This window comes from Pseudovibrio sp. M1P-2-3 (assembly GCF_031501865.1).
Lineage (GTDB): Bacteria > Pseudomonadota > Alphaproteobacteria > Rhizobiales > Stappiaceae > Pseudovibrio > Pseudovibrio corallicola.
Window position 1 is genome coordinate 390705 of the sequence record NZ_JARRCW010000001.1, and the last position, 19690, is coordinate 410394.

21 protein-coding genes and 1 pseudogene are annotated in these 19690 nt (G+C 47.3%); 12 read left to right on the plus strand and 10 right to left on the minus strand.

The features are described from left to right. The first annotated feature begins 1 nt into the window (after position 1). Positions 2-988 (plus strand): type II secretion system F family protein, encoded by a 987-nt coding sequence (locus P6574_RS01895; protein ID WP_310618708.1) that lies wholly within the window; start codon positions 2-4, stop codon positions 986-988. Positions 989-994: 6 nt separating this feature from the next. On the opposite strand, the gene P6574_RS01900 is transcribed toward P6574_RS01895, so the two are convergent. Then, on the minus strand, positions 995-1702 hold the full coding sequence (locus tag P6574_RS01900) for a tetratricopeptide repeat protein (RefSeq protein WP_310618709.1): 708 nt from the start codon (positions 1700-1702) through the stop codon (positions 995-997). Positions 1703-2004: 302 nt separating this feature from the next. Here P6574_RS01900 and P6574_RS01905 point away from each other — a divergent pair, with 302 nt between their 5' ends. The 8 genes from P6574_RS01905 to P6574_RS01940 all read left to right on the plus strand — a co-directional run bounded on the left by P6574_RS01905 (position 2005) and on the right by P6574_RS01940 (position 9477). After that, positions 2005-3387, plus strand: coding sequence for a leucyl aminopeptidase family protein (locus P6574_RS01905; protein ID WP_310618710.1), 1383 nt, complete (start codon positions 2005-2007; stop codon positions 3385-3387). 99 nt (positions 3388-3486) lie between these two features. Beyond that, positions 3487-3837: a MarR family transcriptional regulator gene (locus P6574_RS01910; protein ID WP_310618711.1), complete on the plus strand. Its 351-nt coding sequence runs from the start codon at positions 3487-3489 to the stop codon at positions 3835-3837. 23 nt (positions 3838-3860) lie between these two features. Beyond that, positions 3861-4727 (plus strand): C40 family peptidase, encoded by an 867-nt coding sequence (locus P6574_RS01915; RefSeq protein WP_310618712.1) that lies wholly within the window; start codon positions 3861-3863, stop codon positions 4725-4727. Positions 4728-4843: 116 nt separating this feature from the next. Beyond that, the gene (locus tag P6574_RS01920) at positions 4844-5335 is read left to right on the plus strand and encodes a pilus assembly protein N-terminal domain-containing protein (RefSeq protein WP_310618713.1); all 492 of its coding nucleotides are present in this window, start codon (positions 4844-4846) and stop codon (positions 5333-5335) included. Between the two features lie 18 nt (positions 5336-5353). After that, complete coding sequence (locus P6574_RS01925) at positions 5354-5965, plus strand: TadE/TadG family type IV pilus assembly protein (RefSeq protein ID WP_310618714.1); 612 nt, start codon at positions 5354-5356, stop codon at positions 5963-5965. A 34-nt stretch (positions 5966-5999) separates the two neighbouring features. Beyond that, positions 6000-6596 (plus strand): TadE/TadG family type IV pilus assembly protein, encoded by a 597-nt coding sequence (locus tag P6574_RS01930; RefSeq protein ID WP_310618715.1) that lies wholly within the window; start codon positions 6000-6002, stop codon positions 6594-6596. Between the two features lie 272 nt (positions 6597-6868). After that, complete coding sequence (locus P6574_RS01935; RefSeq protein ID WP_310618716.1) at positions 6869-8287, plus strand: bifunctional enoyl-CoA hydratase/phosphate acetyltransferase; 1419 nt, start codon at positions 6869-6871, stop codon at positions 8285-8287. 8 nt (positions 8288-8295) lie between these two features. Then, complete coding sequence (locus P6574_RS01940) at positions 8296-9477, plus strand: acetate/propionate family kinase (RefSeq protein WP_310618717.1); 1182 nt, start codon at positions 8296-8298, stop codon at positions 9475-9477. Positions 9478-10034: 557 nt separating this feature from the next. Here the strand turns inward: P6574_RS01940 and P6574_RS01945 are convergent. The 3 genes from P6574_RS01945 to P6574_RS01955 form a co-directional block, all read right to left on the minus strand. Next, entirely contained in the window at positions 10035-10190 is a 156-nt protein-coding gene (locus P6574_RS01945; protein ID WP_310618718.1) for a hypothetical protein, read from the minus strand. A gap of 82 nt (positions 10191-10272) precedes the next feature. Then, entirely contained in the window at positions 10273-10779 is a 507-nt protein-coding gene (locus P6574_RS01950) for an enoyl-CoA hydratase/isomerase family protein (protein WP_310618719.1), read from the minus strand. Between the two features lie 62 nt (positions 10780-10841). Then, entirely contained in the window at positions 10842-11660 is an 819-nt protein-coding gene (locus tag P6574_RS01955) for an SDR family NAD(P)-dependent oxidoreductase (protein WP_310618720.1), read from the minus strand. A gap of 135 nt (positions 11661-11795) precedes the next feature. Between P6574_RS01955 and P6574_RS01960 the strand changes: the two are divergent. The 3 genes and pseudogenes from P6574_RS01960 (at position 11796) to P6574_RS01970 (ending at position 14231) form a co-directional block, all read left to right on the plus strand. Beyond that, positions 11796-12497 (plus strand): annotated as a pseudogene (locus P6574_RS01960) (IS6 family transposase). Between the two features lie 103 nt (positions 12498-12600). Then, entirely contained in the window at positions 12601-13080 is a 480-nt protein-coding gene (locus tag P6574_RS01965; protein ID WP_310618721.1) for a hypothetical protein, read from the plus strand. A 527-nt stretch (positions 13081-13607) separates the two neighbouring features. Then, positions 13608-14231: an HAD family hydrolase gene (locus P6574_RS01970; RefSeq protein WP_310618722.1), complete on the plus strand. Its 624-nt coding sequence runs from the start codon at positions 13608-13610 to the stop codon at positions 14229-14231. A gap of 57 nt (positions 14232-14288) precedes the next feature. Here the strand turns inward: P6574_RS01970 and P6574_RS01975 are convergent, their stop codons facing one another. From P6574_RS01975 to yihA, 6 genes are all read right to left on the minus strand, one after another. Further along, positions 14289-14750: a DUF4265 domain-containing protein gene (locus P6574_RS01975; RefSeq protein WP_310618723.1), complete on the minus strand. Its 462-nt coding sequence runs from the start codon at positions 14748-14750 to the stop codon at positions 14289-14291. A gap of 343 nt (positions 14751-15093) precedes the next feature. Then, positions 15094-15936 carry a 2,3,4,5-tetrahydropyridine-2,6-dicarboxylate N-succinyltransferase gene (gene dapD / locus P6574_RS01980; protein ID WP_310622085.1) on the minus strand — a complete coding sequence of 281 codons (843 nt, stop codon included), beginning with the start codon at positions 15934-15936 and terminating at the stop codon, positions 15094-15096. A 79-nt stretch (positions 15937-16015) separates the two neighbouring features. Beyond that, positions 16016-16927, minus strand: coding sequence for a LysR substrate-binding domain-containing protein (locus P6574_RS01985; protein WP_310618724.1), 912 nt, complete (start codon positions 16925-16927; stop codon positions 16016-16018). A 94-nt stretch (positions 16928-17021) separates the two neighbouring features. Then, positions 17022-17723 carry a pyrimidine 5'-nucleotidase gene (locus tag P6574_RS01990; RefSeq protein WP_310618725.1) on the minus strand — a complete coding sequence of 234 codons (702 nt, stop codon included), beginning with the start codon at positions 17721-17723 and terminating at the stop codon, positions 17022-17024. A 161-nt stretch (positions 17724-17884) separates the two neighbouring features. Beyond that, positions 17885-18772 carry an acetylglutamate kinase gene (argB, locus tag P6574_RS01995; protein WP_310618726.1) on the minus strand — a complete coding sequence of 296 codons (888 nt, stop codon included), beginning with the start codon at positions 18770-18772 and terminating at the stop codon, positions 17885-17887. Positions 18773-18984: 212 nt separating this feature from the next. Further along, positions 18985-19626, minus strand: coding sequence for a ribosome biogenesis GTP-binding protein YihA/YsxC (yihA, locus tag P6574_RS02000; protein WP_310618727.1), 642 nt, complete (start codon positions 19624-19626; stop codon positions 18985-18987). Between the last annotated feature and the right edge of the window lie 64 nt (positions 19627-19690).

A 19690-nucleotide genomic window follows, 5' to 3' on the forward strand; every position in this document is an offset into this window, starting at 1 on the left:
GATGGCATTTAACTTGCAGCAATTTGCAGATCAGGAAACTCTTATCGCTGGTCTAACGCTTATCGCCGTCACCGGCACAATTGTTTCTATTGCTCTGCCGTTGCTGGAAAGGGATCAGCTCAAAGGGCGTATGAAGTCAGCCGCGTTGGAAAGGGCCGAAATCAGAGCCCGTGAGCGTTCACGCCTCGCGAACGAAAAGAAAAATGCTGCCGTGAGCCTCCGTAATCAACCAAAGGCGGATATCAAGCACTTTGTTGAGAAATATAATTTAAGAGAACGCCTTTCCAATCAAAAAACCGTAGAGCAACTGCGCAAAGCGGGCTATCGAGGAACTGGTCCTCTTTATACCTTTTTGTTTTTGCGTGTTGCTTTACCGCTGATGTTTATGCTGGGTTCCCTTTTATATCTGCTGGTCTTCCTCTCGGAAGAGGTGACGCCGGGAATGGCTATCCTCATTGCTTTGTTATGTGGAGGAGTAGGGTTCTATGCACCTAATATTTATGTCTCCAATCGAATACAAAAACGACAGGATTCAATACGCCGTGCTTGGCCCGATACTTTGGATTTGATGCTCATCTGCGTGGATTCGGGGATGTCTATTGAGGCTGCGTTCAGGAAGGTTTCAGAGGAAATCGGGATACAATCCGTCGATCTTGCAGAAGAGCTTGTTCTGGCGAATGCTGAACTGTCATACCTTGATGATCGCAGGCAAGCCTATCAAAACCTAGCGGACAGGATCGGCCTAGACACGGTTAAAAATGTGGTTCTCGCCTTGGTGCAGGCTGAAAAGTATGGGACGCCCCTTGGTCAGGCTCTTCGGGTATTGGCAGATGAAAATCGCCTTCAGCGAATGCAAGTAGCAGAGAAAAAGGCGGCAGAGCTGCCACCTAAACTCACAGTACCCATGATCCTGTTCTTTCTGCCCGTACTTATGCTGGTGATTATTGGGCCAACAGTTCTTCAAGTGATTGATACTATGAAGAACTAGTGGAACTCAGCTTTGTGCCAGCATTTGGCGAAGATATTCAACATTTGCTTGGGCTTGATTGGGGTCCAGTTCAGCTTGAGCAACGCGAATAGCTTCCTGATATTTTCCTTGCAGTCCTAGGGTTAAAGCCAGATTTTGTCTTACCCGGCTTCCTGCTTTTGGAGATTGTAATGCCAAACGCAGGGAGGTTTCTGCCTGTTCAAGCTCACCGGACAGTAGATAGGACATACCCAGATTATTCAAGATACTTGGCTCGCCGGGCGCAGCCTTCAAGGCCAGTTGATAAAGGCGCCGAGCCTCTTCTTTTCTGCCCATTTGGTCCAGTATTGCCGCTCTCGCGGATTGCATTTTCCAATCCGGTCTTGCGGGATCCATCGCTGTGTCTATAACCCCCAATGCTTCCTGTAGCTTTCCGTTTTCTGCAAGTACTTTGCCATAGGCCGCTGCAACATTGGGGTTGCCTTGATGTACGATCATGGTACGGCGCAGAACCGCTTCTGCTTGCTCTCCCTGCTCGTTCAAGCGCAGGGCCGCAGCAAAGTTCAGTGCGGCACCAAGGTTTCTGTTATCTTTAGCGTAAGTACTTTGCCAGTGGCCCAAAGCCCGCTTTAATTCTGGTGTTCCCGGCTTCAGTTGACTGATCTCTGGTCTTAACGGCGAGTTACTGGGTGTCTTGTCAATAGCAGAGCAACCAGCAAAATAGGTCGTGCTCAATAGAGTAGCCGTCAGGGCAAGAGCTCTTAAAACGTTTGATTGTTCTGATTTATGCTGATGTCTTATTCCACTGCGAGGCATTAGGGGTATCCTGCTGGTATAATAATCAATTATCAGTTGTAATAAGGAATATATTAACCCTAATAACTGGTTAATATTAGCTACAGATAAGTCAAGGTATATGCCATGGGATAGTTGCCTGAAGGGAGCTTGCGTAGTTAGAAAGGGGCAAGTACCTTAACCCCCAATCAATATAAGCAACTGAATAGCTTAAGTTCTTACAGCCGCCATGGAGATCGTTCGTGTTTAATTCTCTTTTGCCTTTCGATGACAAAGCAAAACCCTATTTCCTACAAATCGTTGAGAGCGATAACTGTGTGGAGCTTTTAAACAATCTGGGGCAATTGGCCTCTGGTTTGGCAAATGCTCAAGGCTTTGTTGCAGAGCATGGAACCTGCTTCCTTGTGCCGTCTGCTGATGGGACTATTGCAAGGGTTCTTCTGGGAGCAGGAGAGAATTTTGATAATCTCATGCATCTTGGCGCAGCGGCCGCAAAATCCCTGCCAAAGGGTGCTTATATTCTCGAAGGTCAGGATGAAAACGAAGCCGAGTTTGCTCTGGGCTTTGCTTTGGCTTCCTATCGTTATTCTGATTACAGCAAGCAGAAGGCTTGTAACGCACAGCTTATGGTGAAGTCGCAAAGTGTGCTTGAGGCTTTGTCTCCTGTTATTAGCGGCGTACAGGTTGCGCGCGATCTCATCAATACACCCGCCAATGACATGGGTCCGGAAGAGCTGGCGAAAGCCGCAACGGATGCTTTTGAGAAAAAAGGTGGGACCGTGAAAATTATAATGGCTGAGGAACTGGAGAATGGTTTCCCTCTCATTCATGCTGTTGGTAAGGGCAGTGACAGAGCGCCTCGTCTTATTGATGCCGCATGGGGCGACGTGGATGCTCCGAAAATAACTCTGGTCGGTAAGGGCGTTGTATTTGATACGGGTGGGCTGGATTTGAAACCTGCTTCCGGTATGCTTTTGATGAAAAAGGACATGGGCGGTGCTGCCAATGTCCTTGGTCTTGCAACAATGGTCATGGAAGCACAGCTGCCTGTACGCTTGCGCGTTCTTATTCCCGCAGTTGAAAACTCGGTATCTGGCAATTCTTTCCGTCCTTCCGATGTTTTCAAAAGTCGCAAAGGCCTTACTGTTGAAATTGGAAATACGGATGCGGAAGGTCGTCTTGTCCTTGCTGACGCTCTTACCTTTGCGGATGAGGAAAAACCGGAGCTGCTTATTGATATGGCAACGCTCACGGGTGCGGCTCGCGTAGCCCTTGGGCCGGACTTGCCACCATTTTATACCGATGATGAAGAGCTCGCCGAAACCGTGAGTGTCCATTCAGAAGCGGTGTCAGATCCACTATGGCGGATGCCACTATGGAAGCCCTATGAAAAGTACATAACTTCTAAGATAGCTGACATTGCAAACATCAACACCAGCGGAGCCGGATTTGCTGGTTCAATTACGGCTGGCCTTTTCCTGAAGCGTTTTGTTGAGAACACATCCAGTTGGGCCCATTTTGATATTTATGGTTGGACACCCATTGAAAAGGATGTGCGCACATATGGCGGAGAAGCGCACGGCATACGCGCACTCTTCGACATGTTGAGTGCAAACTACAAATAAACCACAGTGGCTACTATTTATGTGATAGTAGCCACTTCACCTTAAATTATAGAAAACTCTGTGTTGTTTGATTGAAGATTTTGTTCGGGACGAAAAAGTATGGCAGTTGATATTCGGCCAGCGCAAGCGCTTAAACTATGGCAGGAAGTAACTCTGTCGCTTGTAAGAGAAGCCGAACAAGACCTCTCTGCGCGGCAGCTTTCCATTATGTTGTGCGTCTATCTGGAGCCCCCCCCTCACACTGTACGGGGCTTGGCTGAAAAACTTGGTGTGACCAAGCCAGCTATTACGCGCGCTTTGGATACTTTGGGATCACAGAAGTTGCTGTCTCGCAGGCGTGATGAGAAAGACCGTAGAAATGTTATCGTTACGCGCACAGTAAACGGTGCTTTATATCTGGAAAAACTAGGGGATTTGGTTAGCGAAAAAGCCAAGGCCCTAACTCGCTAAGGGGAGCGATACGTAAAAGGCAGATGGCGAAACCATTAAACCCTCATCTTCATCCCGTTCGACCTGACCTTGCTGCGTGGTCTTATAAGGGGCAATATAAAGCGAAGTCCTATGTGAGAGGCTCACTGAAAACCTTAAGAACCGATATACAGCCGTTAATGTCTGCCCCTTCCGGTGAGGCTGGTAGGAAAACCGAAGTGCTTTATGGTGAAAGTATGATGGTTTTTGAAGTCAGAGATGACGGATGGGCATGGGTTCAATGTCAAACGGACAGTTATGTTGGTTGGCTTCCTGCATCTTCATTGGGAGAAGTAATCGATCCAACGCACAAGGTGGCGGTTCAAAGGACGTTTCGTTATCCGGAAGCCAATCTAAAAACTGGCCCGGTTGGAATGATTTCATTGGGCTCGCAAGTTAAAGTTACTGGCATTGAAATAAATGGAACGCTGAGTTATGGGCGGTTAAGTGATGGTTCGTTTGTTGTTGTCGACCACCTGCAACTGCTGAATACTTTTGTTAAGGACTGGGTTTCAATAGCCGAAAAATTGGTGGGAATCCCCTATCTTTGGGGGGGGCGCTCAACTCTGGGGCTGGACTGTTCGGCACTGGTTCAGATGTGCGCGCAGTGCGGTGGACACGCTCTTTTGCGTGATGCCTACATGCAGGAGGGAACTGCGGGTATAGCTTTGGACCTTACTCAAGGACTACCTGAACTCAAAAGGGGTGATCTGATATTTTGGAAGGGGCATGTAGGTATTTTAAGTGATCCGAAAACCCTGCTACATGCAAACGGTTACACCATGAGTGTTGCTTACGAAACATTTGACAAAGCGGTTGAGCGTATTCGAACTTCAGAATTTGGTGAAGTTACAAGTATTCGCCGTTTATAGGTAATGGGTTAACTGTAATCCTAATAAAATTTTAATTATATTTGCACTTACAGCGTGCATTTGCCAATATTTACCCTAATAGTTTGATAGTTTTTCGATTCTCCTGGGAGTTTCTTATGGGTGGTGATTGGAATCAATTAAAGAACTGGGGCGTACTTTTTTCTGCTTTTTGGGCGGCCATACTTGTTGTTGAGGCACATGCGGCAAGTGGTATTGATGTCATCACCGATCAGGCAAAAGTGTTCAGAATTGAAGAGCCTGCCTCCACGGTTATTGTTGGAAATCCCTCCATTGCAGACGTGGTTATGCATGACAGAACCACGGTTATCATTACGGGTAAGTCCTTTGGAAAGACAAACTTGATCATTTTAAATGATGATTCTGAACCCATTGTGGAAGATATGCTTGTAGTGAAAGCGGATACAGATACGTTTGTCAGCGTACATCGGTCCAGCGGCCGCTTCAGTTATTCCTGTACACCTGAGTGTGAACCTGTGGTGCGCATCGGTGACGAACCGTCCTACTTTGAGGCCGTGGCTGGACAAGTGGATCAACATAATACTTTGGGGGAAGGTGGCCAGCTGGCCTCGGAAACACCGGCTGAATGATTTTTGTGAGGGGGAACTGTGTTGGTTTGGACGCAAATACGGGTCTTGAGTTATTTCCCAAAAGCTCTACGCGATACATCAGGTGCAACAGCCGTGGAGTTTGGGATTGTTGCCATTCCTTTCTTTATGATGATCTTCGCCATCCTCGAAATATCTATGGTGCATATTTCTGGAACCATGCTGGACCATGCGACTTTGGAAACAGCACGCTTGGTGCGTACGGGGCAGGCACAAACGGCTAATATGTCTCAAAGCGAGATGAAGACGCAGATTTGTGATCGGATGTTCTTTTGCTCTGACATCGTTCGCATGCATGTTGAAGTCAATAGCTTTACGGATTTCGGAGAAGTTGCAGATGGTACAACGCCAGTTATTGATCCAGAAACGGATGATGTGAAGACAGGGCTTCCGTTCAATGTGGGAACTGCTTCGCAAGTCAGCCTTGTACGTGTCATTTATGAGTGGCCCATGCGCACCAATTGGATGAGAGACGCTTTTCAAGATACAGAAGATGGTGATCGCCTTCTAATATCAACGGCCATTTTCAGAAATGAGCCCTTTGGAAGTACGGGAGGGGGAGGTAACGGGACGTCCTCCGAGGGGGAAACCAAAGATTCGTCAGGTTCATGAAGGAAATAAGATGAAGAGACTATCCTATTTTTCCGTGTGGCTGCAGCGTTTCAAGAGAGATATTCAGGGGGCTGTTGCCGTTGAATTTGCTATTGTTGTCCCGATTCTTCTTCTGCTGATTATGGCGGGCACTGAATTTTCCATTTTGCTCACCCACGATAGAAAAGTGACTCAGGTCTCCAACACAGTTGCCGACCTAGTTGCCAGAGAAGAGAACGTGACACAGAGCCTTTCTGATATTTTTGACAGTGCTGCCTTGATAATGGAGCCATTTAGCGATGATGCGTTGACCCTCGAACTTGGCGTGGTTTCTTTTGATGCGAGTGGGGCTTCTCAAGTTGTATGGAGCTGGAGTAAATCTGCTGAGGGAGGGGGAGGAGAGCCATGGCCCAAAAATGGGGCGCCTACAGATATTACAATACCAAGTGCGATGCAAATATCAGGAAGTTATTTAGTCATTGCAAAAGCAGACTATACCTATTCTCCTTTATTTACTTCTTTCTTTAAGGATATTTTCTCGCAAGCAACACTGGATCTCGCAGATGTATATTTTTTGCGATCACGACAGGTGGATTGTGTTGAATACATAAACAATTGTGATGCATATGATAAAAAGAACTCTTCATCATAATTTTTATTTGAATTTACTTATATATTTTAAATAAAAATAAAATTTACTTAATTACCTCAGGGTCTTGTCTGAGGATTTTTGGTAATTTTCTCTAAATTGACGTAACGCAAATGCTCTTTTGTAAAAAACTGTATTAGTGAGCGCCGAAAAGGAATAAACTGGCGCATTATGGAATTGTAACCTCAGTTAACTATTCTGATACCCATGGCTCAATTAATTCCCGAAAATGGGAAGGGCTGGACGATCTCGTGCGTCAAGAATAAAGAGGCAAAATGGCTACTAACCGAACCTACGATCAGATCAAGGTAGGGGATACTGCCACCCGCTCCCGTATTTGTACTGCAAATGACCTGTATGTGTTTGCGCATGCATCTGGGAATATTAATCCGCTGCATCTTCCTGATACAGAATGGACTCCTTTAAAAGAAGAGGGAGGGCCGTCCGCCCCGTTCATGTGGGGTGCAGCACTCATTTCGGCTGTCGTTGGGAATGTACTTCCAGGCCCGGGTACTGTTTATCGAAATCAAACGCTTAATTTCCACGCTAAGGCCAAGGTGGACCGCGTTCTTGATGTAACGGTAACTGTTCTGGATAAACTCTCTGACAACCGCTTGCGGATGCTCACAGAAGTGAGACTGGATGACGGGACGCTCGTTGCTGAAGGGGAGGCGGAAGTTATTGCTCCAACAGTTTCAATTTCCTATGATCCGGAGAAACTGCCAAGCCTGCTGATGAAACGTCATCACCACTTTGATGGTCTGGTGGAGTTGGCCAAAGGCCTTCCAGCGATGCCAACTTCTGTTGTTTGCCCTGACGATGCGAACTCATTGAATGGAACAGTGCTAGCGGCGCAGGCTGGCCTGATTATTCCAATTTTGTGTGGACCTAAAAAGCGTATTGAGGCGACCGCAGAGAAAATCGGTGTCGATATTAGCTCCTATGAGCTGATTGATACGATTGATGAAGATCAGGCTGCGGCCAAAGCGGTTGCCTTGGTTCATGAAGGTCGTGTTCGCTCGGTAATGAAAGGGCATTTGCATACGGATGATCTTTTGCGGCATGTGGTCAAGCGTGAAGGCGGACTGCGTACCAAGCGGCGTATTTCTCATGTTTTCGTTATGGATGTTCCAGGCCGAAGTACTCCTCTGCTGGTGTCAGACGCTGCCATCAATATCTCGCCAGACCTGAATACGAAGGTGGATATTACACAAAACTCCATCAATATAGCGCGGTCAATTGGTATTGATCCGCCAAAAGTTGGGATTTTGTCTGCTCTGGAAACAGTCAATCCAGCAATCCCGTCCACCATTGATGCCGCTGTCCTTTCCAAGATGGCAGACCGCGGCCAGATCAAAGGTGGGATCGTGGATGGACCGCTGGCCATGGACAATGCCATTGACATGGAAGCTGCTCAAACCAAAGGCATTGTTTCCCAAGTTGCTGGGAATGCGGAAGTTCTTATTGTGCCTAACCTAGAGGCCGGGAACATGGTTGTGAAAGAGCTGACCTTCCTCGCCCATTCTGAAACAGCGGGCTTGGTTGTTGGTGCCCGCGTTCCTATAATTCTGACCAGCCGGGCAGATAGTGACCGCGCGCGTTTGGTTTCCTGTGCTCTTGCCAGTTTGTATGACTATTTCAATAATGAAGGAGTGGCATTTTCTGGTGTCTCCCAAGCCGAGGCTGCGGAGTAATATCTGGAATGACAATTGAAACAATACTTGTACTGAACGCTGGTTCGTCTTCTATTAAGTTCCAGCTTTTTAGTGGTGAGACTTCTTTGCTTTCAGGCCAGATTGATGGTCTGGGAGCTGGTGCCTGGGTCAAGGGTGAAGCTGCTGGAGGGAACGTTCTAATGGACCGGGCGCTGTCAGCGCCAGAGTCAGAAAGTCATAGCTCAGCTCTGCAGGTCATTCTGGCACTTCTCAAAGAGTATGACCCTGAATTGGAAGTGGATGCCATTGGTCACCGTGTGGTGCATGGCGCTAAGAAATTTTCAAAACCTGTATTGGTTAGTGAGCAGGTAGAGCGGGAACTGGAGGCAATCAGCTCTCTCGCCCCTCTTCATAACCCCCATAATCTAGCGGGGATAAAAGGGGCAAAGACAGCTTTTGCGGGAAAGCCCAATGTGGCTTGTTTTGATACCGCTTTTCATCGTACCCAAGAGTTTAAAAATGAGGCCTATGCACTGCCCTTGAGTTATTACGAGCAAGGGGTATTACGCTATGGCTTTCATGGTCAGTCCTTCCAGTACATAGCTCAGGAACTGCACAGTGTTGCTCCAGAGGTAGCGCATGGCCGCGTTATTGTGGCCCACTTGGGTAACGGAGCTTCTCTTTGTGCTATCAAGGGTGGGAAATCCGTGACAACAACAATGGGTTTCACACCTGCTGATGGCTTGGCAATGGGCACCCGGTGCGGTCTTATTGACCCTGGTGTCGTACTTTACCTGCAAGATGTTGAAGGAATGACGACGCAGGAGGTATCGAATCTGTTGTTGAAAGAGTCAGGTATGAAAGGCCTTTCAGGCTTGTCTCAGGATATGCGTGATCTGGAAAACTCTGAGGATCCACGGGCTCAACGGGCACTGGAGTACTACGACAACCGCGTGAAGCGTGAGTTAGGCGCTCTTGTGGCTGTTATGGGTGGCATTGATGCTCTGGTATTTACCGGCGGCATTGGCGAAAATTCCACAAGAACGCGTGCAGGCGTGTGTGAGGGGCTGGAGTTTCTAGGGATAGAAATAGACTGTGATGCGAATAACAAGCGTGCCAAAGAAGCTATTACAATTTCTAGTGGTCAATCTAAGGTTCAAGTGATGGCTATTCCTACCAATGAAGAGGTGATGATAGCCCGCCAGACCAGAAGTGTCTGTTCTCAGTAAACCAAAAATAATAGGCATATAAAGCTGTGCGGTGCTTTTTGAAGGCATCGCATGGGTTCTAATTACATGCCCTTGCAAAGCTCTTGGATAGTGAGCGTTTGGCCTGACCGACCTAACGCCTTTGAAATTCGTGGTTTAAGTTCGGCATGATCTAATTAGGTAGGACTGGATTTATAAGCATGAATAATAAGACGTATTGGAGTGAAGAGGAAAAACGCTCACGATGATCTATTGCCCTTAAGGAATAATCACAATGGATGTTTAGCATTAGACGGCAAACATAAATTGAGGCTCGCCATAGTGTTCGGTCAACTACTATTGCGAGCCTTCTGATCGGGGAATTTCGTCCTAAACAGACAGTGCGCTTCTATGGTGGCTGAAATAGCCTAAGCGGTTGCTTTGAAACTAGGTCAAGTGATGTCCTGAACCTTCATGACCAGCTCATTCCAGTTTCTCTGGTTTTCGATGCTGTGTTCTAGGCCTTGCTCATCGGCAGCACTAAAGCGTTTGAGGGCGGGTGTTTTGCTGGTTGCCTGATACAGCCAGTAGGCTTCAGCTCAAAGGGCTTCTTGAATAGGCTTATCAATGGATTCGTAAACGGCCTGTTTGCAGGCATTAATAGATTCGGCTGGAAACTGCGCAATACGTTTTGCAAGGTTCGTCACATAGTCACCGATTTCATCAGGCTCAAGTGCTCTATTAATGGTTCCCATGGCTTGAGCTTCGTCGGCATCGAAATCACGTGAGCTGAGGATGATTTCAAGGGCGCGCCCGAGGCCAGTCTAGCGGGCCAGTCTAGCGGGCCATGCGTGAGGCGCCACCGCCACACGGCAAGATGCCCATGCCCACTTCCATCTGCATAAACTTATACTTGCCGCGTGCAGCAAACCGCATATCCAGTGCTAGGGCGAGTTCATGCCCGCCGCCACGCGCAAAGCCCTCCAGTTTGGCGATAGTGGCTTGTGGAACTTTACTAATCCGCTCACAGACTGATTGGAGGTCTAAAAGCTGTACTTCTTCGCGGGAGACTGCTTCATCGGACATGTCTTTCAAAAGCTCAGCGTCGTAATGGCAAACCCAGATTTTAGGATTTGCAGACTGGAAAATAACAACCTTGATTTTCCTGTCCCGTTCCAGCCGCATTGCCAGAGTATTCAAGTCAGCAAGCATTTCCTGCCCTTGAACATTAACGGGTCCAAAGTCAAAAGTAATGGTGAGGATGCCTTGAGCTTTATCAGCAGTGAACGTCGTAAATCCTTCATATTTTATTGTATTTCCCTTTCTTATTGGTATTGGGCGCAATGACCTTATTCGGAACTACTTGAGATTCGGATTTGCCTATGAAGAATGTAAGTGATGCTCTTTTAGGGGGCTTTCTGATTCAGCTTGATAATCATATCCTCGATTGCGGCAACAAGCTTTTCCGTTTTTGCCTCATTCAGCGCGTCGGGGTGTGGCTGCGCGAATTGGCCGGTGTCATTGTCAAAGTACTGTCCTGATGCTTGAGCAAACTCCTCTCCCAAAGCCGCTCGCACTAGAATTTTCGCGCCAATGCTGAGATCATGGCCCTGTGTGCCGTAGGCCTCTTTCACCATTTTACTAGCTAGGAAAGAGGCGGGGTTCACCGCAATGATAACGGGACCATCATTCTTGAGGGATTGAGCCATGTGAAAGGACCACATGGTGAGGGCCAATTTGCTTTGGGCATATGCTGCATTGGCAGACAAAGATAGCTCTCCCGCGAGTGCACCAAGGTCAACAGATGCTTGAGCTGCGGAGGAAAGGTTTACCACACGACTTTGCACGGAAAATAATGGCAACAGCCTTTTAGTCAACACATATGGAGCAATGGTGTTGACTATGAACCTCAGATCATACCCATCCTCGTTAAGAGGGTCTAGCAATTTGAACACACCAGCATTGTTTATTAGAACGTCCAATGAATCGTGGTTTTGTCTTATTTGGGCTGCGAAGGCTTCAACCTCGGACAGTTTTGAAAAATCAGCCCGATAGCTCTCGATAGTCCCTGCACCGGGTATGTTGGTGAGCTCTTGCTTCAACCGGTTGAGCTTCTCGTCACTGCGACCATGCAAAAGCAAACTGTGGCCGTCCGCTGCTAGAAGTCTGGCAGTTTCCAGCCCAATTCCGTCTGTTGCCCCCGTTATAACGATAGATTTTGCCATATTACGATCCTATGCATTCTTACAAGATATGCCTGCTTGTTGGCGTTTGGAAAGAGTATTCCAAATTTTTCTATACGGAAAGAAGGCGTTGTCATGTAAACTTTGGCACCTGTTTAATGGGTTACCGGTTGGCTCATGACGACATCATCGATCAGCTACAAGAACCACCGTTTTCCGCCTCAAATCATTGCCTATGTCGTTTGGCTTTATCATCGTTTCTCACTTAACCTGCGCGAAGTGGAAGAAATGCTGTTGGAACGGATCATTGTGGTCTCGTATGAAACCATCCGACGCAGGGGAGTTAAGTTTGGCCCAGCTTAGAGCCGTCAATTACGACGCAAAAAGCACATAGCTCAGATATCTGGTATCTTGATGAGGTTGTGATCAAGATACAGGGCCAGCGATATTATCTGTGGCGAGCCGTTGAGCAGGATGGTTACACTCTGGACGAAATTCTTCAAAAACGGTGGCAATACCAAGGCCGCCAAACGTTTACTGACCCGTCTGTTATGACAGTAGGGAGTTACTCCAAAACGAATTGTTACCGACAAACTCGGCTCCTAAGGAGTGGCAAAATGCAAGGTGATACTGGCTGTTGAGCACCGAAGCCACAAGGGCTTAAACAATCGCGCACAGAACTCGCATTTGCCTTTGCGAAAACGAGAGAGAGCTATGCAAAAGTTCAAATCGCCGGGTCTGCTTCAAAGATTCCTGACAACCTTCTCTGGCCTGCGTAATCTGTTCGTTCCCTCTCGCCACCAACGTTCTGCAATCGACATTCATCTTCATCGTATCAACGGAGAGCGGTCGGCGTCCCCGACCTTCCTACAAACATAAATCCCGCTATACTGGCGTGGCTAGGAAAAGGTGGAGAGACTTCTGTTAGGCCTGAACCGGTCTATCTTGAACCGTTGAAGCAAGGAAAAACTTGGAAGAAATTATGAGCAAACTGTACGAGAAAATACTCTACGTAATTCTCTGCTGTATCCTATATGGGCACACTGCATTTGCTGATAAGATTTACAATGAGAGTGAACAAAAATTAAATAAAACAATCTACTTGTGTTCGAATTCTCCCAAGTTAACAGCCGAAAAGCTTCAGAAATTCGCCGACAGTTCTCGAAATGTCAAAGATATTAAAATCCGCCAATTAGATAAAAAAGTTGACAATAAGGGAATGTATGCAGTTTTTCTTTCAAAAGATGGCTTTTTAGCATCAAAACGAGAATTGGACTGTTTGAACTTTCTTCCGGTGCCACTAAAGGAAGCAAAAAAACAGGTAAAAGAAGTTACTGATATCGTAGGGGGGGGGGAATCCGTATGCCAAATACTCAAAAGTGGGCCACTACCATGGAACGGTTTATGCAGTAAGCAAAAGTTTCGGGGGAAAGGGTTGGTTGGTGACTTGGTATGCCTTTAATGAGCATGACTCATATCCCTCACATAAAGCGAAACAATATTATCTTAGAATGCCAATTGTTTTTTGCCGCCAACAGTCAAGTTGCAAATAATGTAACGCATAGACAACTTTTATCCCCTTCCTGACCTGCACCGAGCCTCCACATTTCCTTGCGCCCGATACAGTGAAACAATTCTGACCGCAGCTGGGACTAGTTATCGGCTGAATGTTGGTTCGGCGGTCAAGGTTTCTATCGGGATTAACTATTTTGAAACAGTGAAGGAAGGGCGGTATCGTGAACGTTTGGCCTGACCGGCCTAACAAGTTCTATATCGCGTATCTAAATTTCTTCAGGTCAGGCAGACCAATCGCATACCTTGGATAGTGAGGGGAATGTAACCAGTGTAGCCAAAATTTGGCGATATTCCTGTGGCAGACGCGTACTTGCCATTGTTCGGTTAAACTTTGCTAAATTATTGTCGCTTAGTGGTGCGAGATTATAGTTTCAGTTCAGATGGTTTTAACTTTTTACTAAGGCTCCAAGTTCTATGAAAATACCCCTCAGTGCTGTTGTGTTTGATATTGGCAATGTCCTGATCCGTTGGGACCCTGAAAATCTATACAAGAAGCTCATCTCGAATGAGGATGAACGCAAATGGTTTTTGGAAAATATCTGCACCATGGACTGGAACCTTCAGCAAGATAAAGGGCGTCCTTGGGATGAAGCTGTAGAGGATCTCTGCGCGAAATTTCCTGAGCATAAAACTTTGATCGAAGCCTATCATCACCGGTGGTTTGAGATGCTTGATGGGCCGATTGAAACTTGTGTCACATTATTGCATGAACTCAAGAAGCTGGGCTTTCCGACCTATGCTATTTCAAATTTTTCCTGCGAGAAGCTGGCAATAACAAAGCCGCATTACCCGTTCCTTATAGACTCGTTTAAAGACATGGTTATCTCGGGGGAGGAAAACGTTCTAAAGCCGGATCGCCGTCTCTATGAAGTGTTGTTGGAGCGTAACAAGCTTGTGGCGAGTGAGTTGTTGTTCATTGATGATACATTAAGAAATGTTGAAGCGGCTCGCGATTTGGGAATGCATGCGATCCACTTTCAAGGGGAAGAGCAGTTCAAGCAGGAGCTTGTGAAGTACAGCTTACCTGTTTTAATTTAACAGGAGCGCAAGGGGAAAAGTTAAGGAGCAGGAAATTATAGTCTTCCTGCTTTGACCTTACTTGGATGCTTGGTACTTATGGCCTTCTTCGAATTCCCAAATGTGTACATGGGAAGCGTCTTCGAGAATAATAATAGCCTTTTTCAGGCTTGTAGTTGGTGGAATATCAACGCTGAAAAGCGGAATGTCGCCGTCCATATCTTCACAAATACAGCCCAGCTTCTCTAGTTTCAGCCAGTGCTCCTGAAATTCTTCCGGTGTTGCGGTTTCTTCAACGAGAATGCGGTAGGTGGAATGGCCGTGGTGTTTTACAATCCTATCGAATTTCAAACCGGACTTGCCGCGTACTCCGGCAACCTCGTCTTTATAGCTAACGCCTTTCGCAAGAAATGGTGTATTTTCAATCCGGTAGCGATTTGCTCCCAGAGATGTTACCCAAAGAGCTTCCTTACCAGCTCCATGCCATTCCTCGGGGTCCAGAGGAAAATCCATTCTCACGACGGTCTGGTTCGTTTTCATCGGGTATACAAGGGTCCTGTTGCGATTGTGCGGCACTATAGCGATGACGTACATGAGTGCAATAAAAAGCGGGTTAAAAGCCTCGCATATTCAGTCTTTAGAGTGTATCGCCGAAAAGTGGATACCGGTTCTTGGTCAAAGATACGCGTCTAAACAGTATGTTAAAACACTGAGGTGTTTCAAGAAATCGTCTAACTGCTTTAAAACGAAAGTAACGCCGCCGCGAACTGGTGGTGCACTCACCTGTTGCAAGTCTTATTCTGAGGGAATGCGTTCACTAAGACCAGTGCCAGAGAAAGAGCCGAATTTCTTTTCGGCTCTTTTCGTGTTTTCAGCGTGTAAATTAGTCACGCAGCAAGTCATTTACGGATGTTTTGGAGCGTGTTTGTGCATCAACACGCTTTACGATAACCGCGCAGGACAGGTTTGGTCCCGGGGTGCCATCTGGCAATGGTTTGCCGGGAAGTGAACCAGGAACAACAACAGAATAGGCAGGCACTTCACCAACGAAAATCTCTCCCGTATTCCGGTCGATAATCTTTGTGGTTGCAGAAAGGAATACCCCCATGGAAAGGACTGCACCCTCGCGGACGATAACGCCCTCTACAACTTCAGAGCGGGCCCCGATGAAGCAGTTATCTTCAATGATAACAGGTCCGGCCTGAAGCGGCTCCAGAACGCCGCCAATGCCGACGCCGCCGGAAAGGTGCACATTCTTACCGATCTGCGCACAAGAGCCGACAGTAACCCAAGTGTCAACCATTGTGCCTTCATCTACGTAGGCGCCCAGATTCACAAAGGATGGCATCAAAACAGCCGATTTCCCAATAAATGCGGAACGCCGTACAATGGAGCCAGGAACGGCACGAAATCCGCCTTCTTCAAACTCGGCTGGCCCCCAGCCTTCAAACTTGGAAGGAACCTTGTCCCACCATGTTGCTTCACCCGGACCACCCTTGATAATTTCCATTGGGTTCAAGCGGAAGGAAAGCAGAACAGCCTTTTTCGCCCATTGGTTAACAACCCAATCTCCAGAAGAGTTTTCCGCAACTCGCAGTTTGCCGTGATCCAAAAGCTCAAGGGCCTTTTCAACTGCGTCGCGAACGTCACCCTGAGTATTGGATGTTATATTGTCCCGATCATCAAATGCGGAATTGATGGTCGCTTCCAAAGCGGAAAAATCGATCTGGCTCATCTTGAAATTCTGTCCTATCGAAAACTTGTTGCATACGGTTGATGGAGGTAGCCATGCTCATGGCCTCAAGTCAAGCTCCCTGCGGAGTGTACTTGTCTTCCGGTGCAAACTCTTGAGCCCCGGCTTGCTCCACGAGCCAGTCTCGAAATGCTGTGACAGGCCTTGTCAGAGGCTTATTGGAATTGCGTACAAACCAGTAACCCGTTTCGATTTCGGTTATTGGCCAGTTTGGAACCATGAGGTGCCCAGCATTTACTTCATTTTCAACAAAGTGCTTGTCGATGACAATTGCACCCATACCCGCAACAGCTGCCTGAATTGCCATTGTCCGGCTTTCAAAAATTGCCCCTGACGTGGTTTCAGGGTGTTCAAATTTGTTGGCCTTCAGCCATATAGGCCAGTCTTCCCGCCGTGAAGCTGTGTGCAGAAGCTTGAGCTTTTGCAGCTGCTTTATATTCGGGTCGGGCGCATCTTGTGAGAGCTGCGGAGCGAATGCAACGACCAGATTTTCTTTCCAGAGCATTTGCCGTTCCACGTTCGGCCATGCCCCGTTTCCTAGCCGAATTGCGCAGTCATAGGACTCTTTTTCCAGGTCGACACTTCTCATGCTGGTCGAAATCAGCAGCTCAATATCCGGGTGCTTTTCCTGAAAATTAGGAAGCCGGGGAATAAGCCATCTGGTGGCTACGGTTGACAAGGTGGAAATGCGCAGTTCCGTTCTGCTTCGTCGCCGGAACGCATCGACTGCGTGTTCAATCTGGTCGAACGAGTTGCCAAGGTTGGTTGAAAGGCGCTGCCCTTCTTCTGTGAGCGCTAGACCACGACCATCCCGTACAACAAGGGCTGCTCCCAACTCGCTTTCCAGTGAGCGAAGCAGGTGGGTCAAAGCAGAAGGTGTCACTCCCAGGTCTTCTGCCGCACGAGCAGCTCGTCCGTGTTTTGCCAGAAGAGAAAATGCGTGAAGCGCGCGCAAAGAGACCATGACCCATTATTCCAATTTCGTTAATCTTATTGAAATAATCTCAATAAAGTAAATTGGGGGAATGATCTAGTGCGCGGCAGTTTTTTTCTGTTTGTCACCCGCTGGGAAGCTGGTTGATCACACTGTGAAGAAAGCCCCCTAAATCTTCAGTGATAAAATGAACATGTTTTTCATTCTGCCCTTCCATTTCCCAGTCCTCTCTGAACACTTCACGCGTCCCTTGTGGGACAACAAGCACAGTCTTCATGCCCAGTTGGTCAGGAATGAGCAGGTTTCGTGATAGGTCCTCGAACATGACAGCTTTGTGAGGGGAAATATTATTTTTCTGCAAGAACAGACTATAGGCTTGCTCTTCAGGCTTTGGAATAAATCCGGCTTCCATGATACCAAAAATTTCCTCGAACTGGTCATGAATACCCAGCTTGTGGGCAACAGCTTCGGCATGCTTTTTGCTGCCGTTCGTCATGATGTAGCATTTTCCTGGAAGTTGCTCGATAGCGCTGCGCAGGTTATGGTTGTAGTCTAGTTCCGAGTGATCGATATCATGAACAAATTCAAGGAAGTCATCCGGTTCGACCTCGTGATTGACCATCAATCCACGCAGGGTTGTTCCATAGTTCTTGTAGTAGCTTTTTTGAATTGCACGCGCTTCTACTCGTGATTTTCCGGTGATCTTCTGTACATAGTCACTGATCTTCTCGTCAATTTGTGGGAAGAGATTGGAGTGAGCTGGGTACAGCGTATTATCCAGATCAAAAATCCAGCTATTAACGCCGCTAAAGCCGACAGGGGACATAAGGCCTCTTTTTCGCGATTGGCACAGCAGAATAGGACCAATCAGGTTAAAGGGAAAGAAAAATAAAAGCGATACAGTTGCTGCGCTGTATCGCTTGAATTTATGTCGCCTTAAACTGGGACTTTAGAGCAGGTTGTGGGTGCCTCCTTGCAAAGGCATGTTTAAGGAACGATCAATGTTCCCACGCCGTGATCAGTAAATAATTCCAAAAGGATGGAATGTTCAACTTTTCCGTCGACAATCATGACACCTTCCACGCCGCGGTCCAAAGCCTCCATACAGGTTTCAACTTTGGGGATCATTCCCCCTGAAATCGTTCCGTCTTCAATCAGCGCCCGGACCTCAGCTACAGTAAGCTTCTTGATCAAGTTCCCTTCCTTGTCCAGAACTCCTGGAACATCCGTCAAGAACAAAAGGCGTTTTGCGTTTATTGAGCCAGCAATGGCACCGGCAAAGGTGTCGGCGTTGATATTATAGGTCTCGCCGTCACGTCCTGGAGCTACTGGTGCAAGAACAGGGATGAGGTCTTGCTGCAAGATCATCTCAAGTGTGGTCGAATTAACGGACTCAGGTTCCCCTACGAACCCAAGGTCAAGAATTTCTTCAATTTTTGAATCTGGATCTCTGTGTTTTCTGTGCAGCTTACGGGCCATAACCATGTCCCCGTCCTTGCCAGAAAGACCGATTGCCCGTCCGCCTTCTTTATTGATGCTGTGCACGATATTCTTGTTTATGGAACCGGCGAGAACCATTTCAACAATACTTACAGTCGCTTTGTCAGTGACCCTTAGGCCGCCTTTAAATTCGCTCTTGATATCAAGACGCTTCAGCATTGCTCCTATCTGTGGGCCGCCGCCGTGTACCACAACAGGGTGGACACCAGCTTGGCGCAGAAGGGTTACATCCCGTGCAAATGCTTGGGTTAAGGTTTCATCACCCATAGCGTTCCCACCATATTTGATAACCACCCGACGTTTGTCATATCTCTGCATGTAAGGAAGGGCTTGAGCAATGATATGAGCGCGATTTTTTGCTTCTGTGGAACTCATTATGATGTACACCTGATGAACCGAATAAATGGTTGCTAAACGATATCTAACACTCTTTGAGGGCAGAGTTCAGTATTAGCGCTTATACCCCTTTTTGAGGAGTTCTAAAACCTAAGAGCTGCGGATTTATTTGCCATATATATGGAAAAGTTCTCAAGAGGAGTGAAGTGTAACAGCCTTCTTTTGAAAGTGCTGTCACACCTGTTTCAAGGTCAACCCAAGCTATGGATTTCAGCCCGTAATTCATCAAGGCCCCAACCTTTTTCAGAGGAGGTGGCAAGAATTTCAGGGTGGGCGGCGGGACGCTTAGCCAAGAGACGAACGGTGTCTTCCTTAACTTTTTCCAATTGTCCGGGTTTGATTTTGTCGGCCTTTGTTAGAACCACTTGATAGGGAACTGCTGCCTTATCAAGGATATCCATGGCTTCGATATCGTTCTTTTTCAAGCCGTGTCGGCTGTCAATCAGGCAAAAAACACGGCGTAATGTACTGCGGCCACGCAAATATTTAAAAATCAGCGTGGTCCACGCATCAACCATGCCTTTGGGGGCTTCGGCGTATCCGTAACCGGGCATGTCCACGATGCCAATTGGACTATCCATGGCGATGAAGAAGTTCAGCATCTGGGTTCGTCCGGGAGTGTTGGATGTGCGTGCTAAAGCCTTTTTTCCTGTCAAAGCATTGATAAGGCTAGATTTTCCAACATTCGACCTGCCTGCGAACGCAATCTCCAAAGGCCCCAAAGGGGGAAGTTGGCGCATTTCGGCAACGCTGGTAACAAATTCCCAGCTGCGGGCGAACATCAGTCGCCCGGCTTCCAGTTGTTCTTCTGTATATTTTGGTTCTGTAGTCATCTTTGTCTTTTAGCGATCTTTGGTTCAAACGTCGAGCTTGTAGGAAACAAGGCTTCTCTTCCAG

What these genes read in the sequence shown, in the direction of transcription:
- P6574_RS01955 (WP_310618720.1), bottom strand. Translation starts at nt 11,660, where the DNA reads ATGGCAAAATCTATCGTTATAACGGGGGCAACAGACGGAATTGGGCTG.
- yihA (WP_310618727.1), bottom strand. Translation starts at nt 19,626, where the DNA reads ATGACTACAGAACCAAAATATACAGAAGAACAACTGGAAGCCGGGCGA.
- P6574_RS01940 (WP_310618717.1), top strand. Translation starts at nt 8,296, where the DNA reads ATGACAATTGAAACAATACTTGTACTGAACGCTGGTTCGTCTTCTATT.
- P6574_RS01895 (WP_310618708.1), top strand. Translation starts at nt 2, where the DNA reads ATGGCATTTAACTTGCAGCAATTTGCAGATCAGGAAACTCTTATCGCT.
- P6574_RS01985 (WP_310618724.1), bottom strand. Translation starts at nt 16,927, where the DNA reads ATGGTCTCTTTGCGCGCGCTTCACGCATTTTCTCTTCTGGCAAAACAC.
- P6574_RS01910 (WP_310618711.1), top strand. Translation starts at nt 3,487, where the DNA reads ATGGCAGTTGATATTCGGCCAGCGCAAGCGCTTAAACTATGGCAGGAA.
- P6574_RS01915 (WP_310618712.1), top strand. Translation starts at nt 3,861, where the DNA reads ATGGCGAAACCATTAAACCCTCATCTTCATCCCGTTCGACCTGACCTT.
- P6574_RS01965 (WP_310618721.1), top strand. Translation starts at nt 12,601, where the DNA reads ATGAGCAAACTGTACGAGAAAATACTCTACGTAATTCTCTGCTGTATC.
- P6574_RS01990 (WP_310618725.1), bottom strand. Translation starts at nt 17,723, where the DNA reads ATGTCCCCTGTCGGCTTTAGCGGCGTTAATAGCTGGATTTTTGATCTG.
- P6574_RS01970 (WP_310618722.1), top strand. Translation starts at nt 13,608, where the DNA reads ATGAAAATACCCCTCAGTGCTGTTGTGTTTGATATTGGCAATGTCCTG.
- P6574_RS01945 (WP_310618718.1), bottom strand. Translation starts at nt 10,190, where the DNA reads ATGGGAACCATTAATAGAGCACTTGAGCCTGATGAAATCGGTGACTAT.
- P6574_RS01935 (WP_310618716.1), top strand. Translation starts at nt 6,869, where the DNA reads ATGGCTACTAACCGAACCTACGATCAGATCAAGGTAGGGGATACTGCC.
- P6574_RS01920 (WP_310618713.1), top strand. Translation starts at nt 4,844, where the DNA reads ATGGGTGGTGATTGGAATCAATTAAAGAACTGGGGCGTACTTTTTTCT.
- P6574_RS01975 (WP_310618723.1), bottom strand. Translation starts at nt 14,750, where the DNA reads ATGAAAACGAACCAGACCGTCGTGAGAATGGATTTTCCTCTGGACCCC.
- argB (WP_310618726.1), bottom strand. Translation starts at nt 18,772, where the DNA reads ATGAGTTCCACAGAAGCAAAAAATCGCGCTCATATCATTGCTCAAGCC.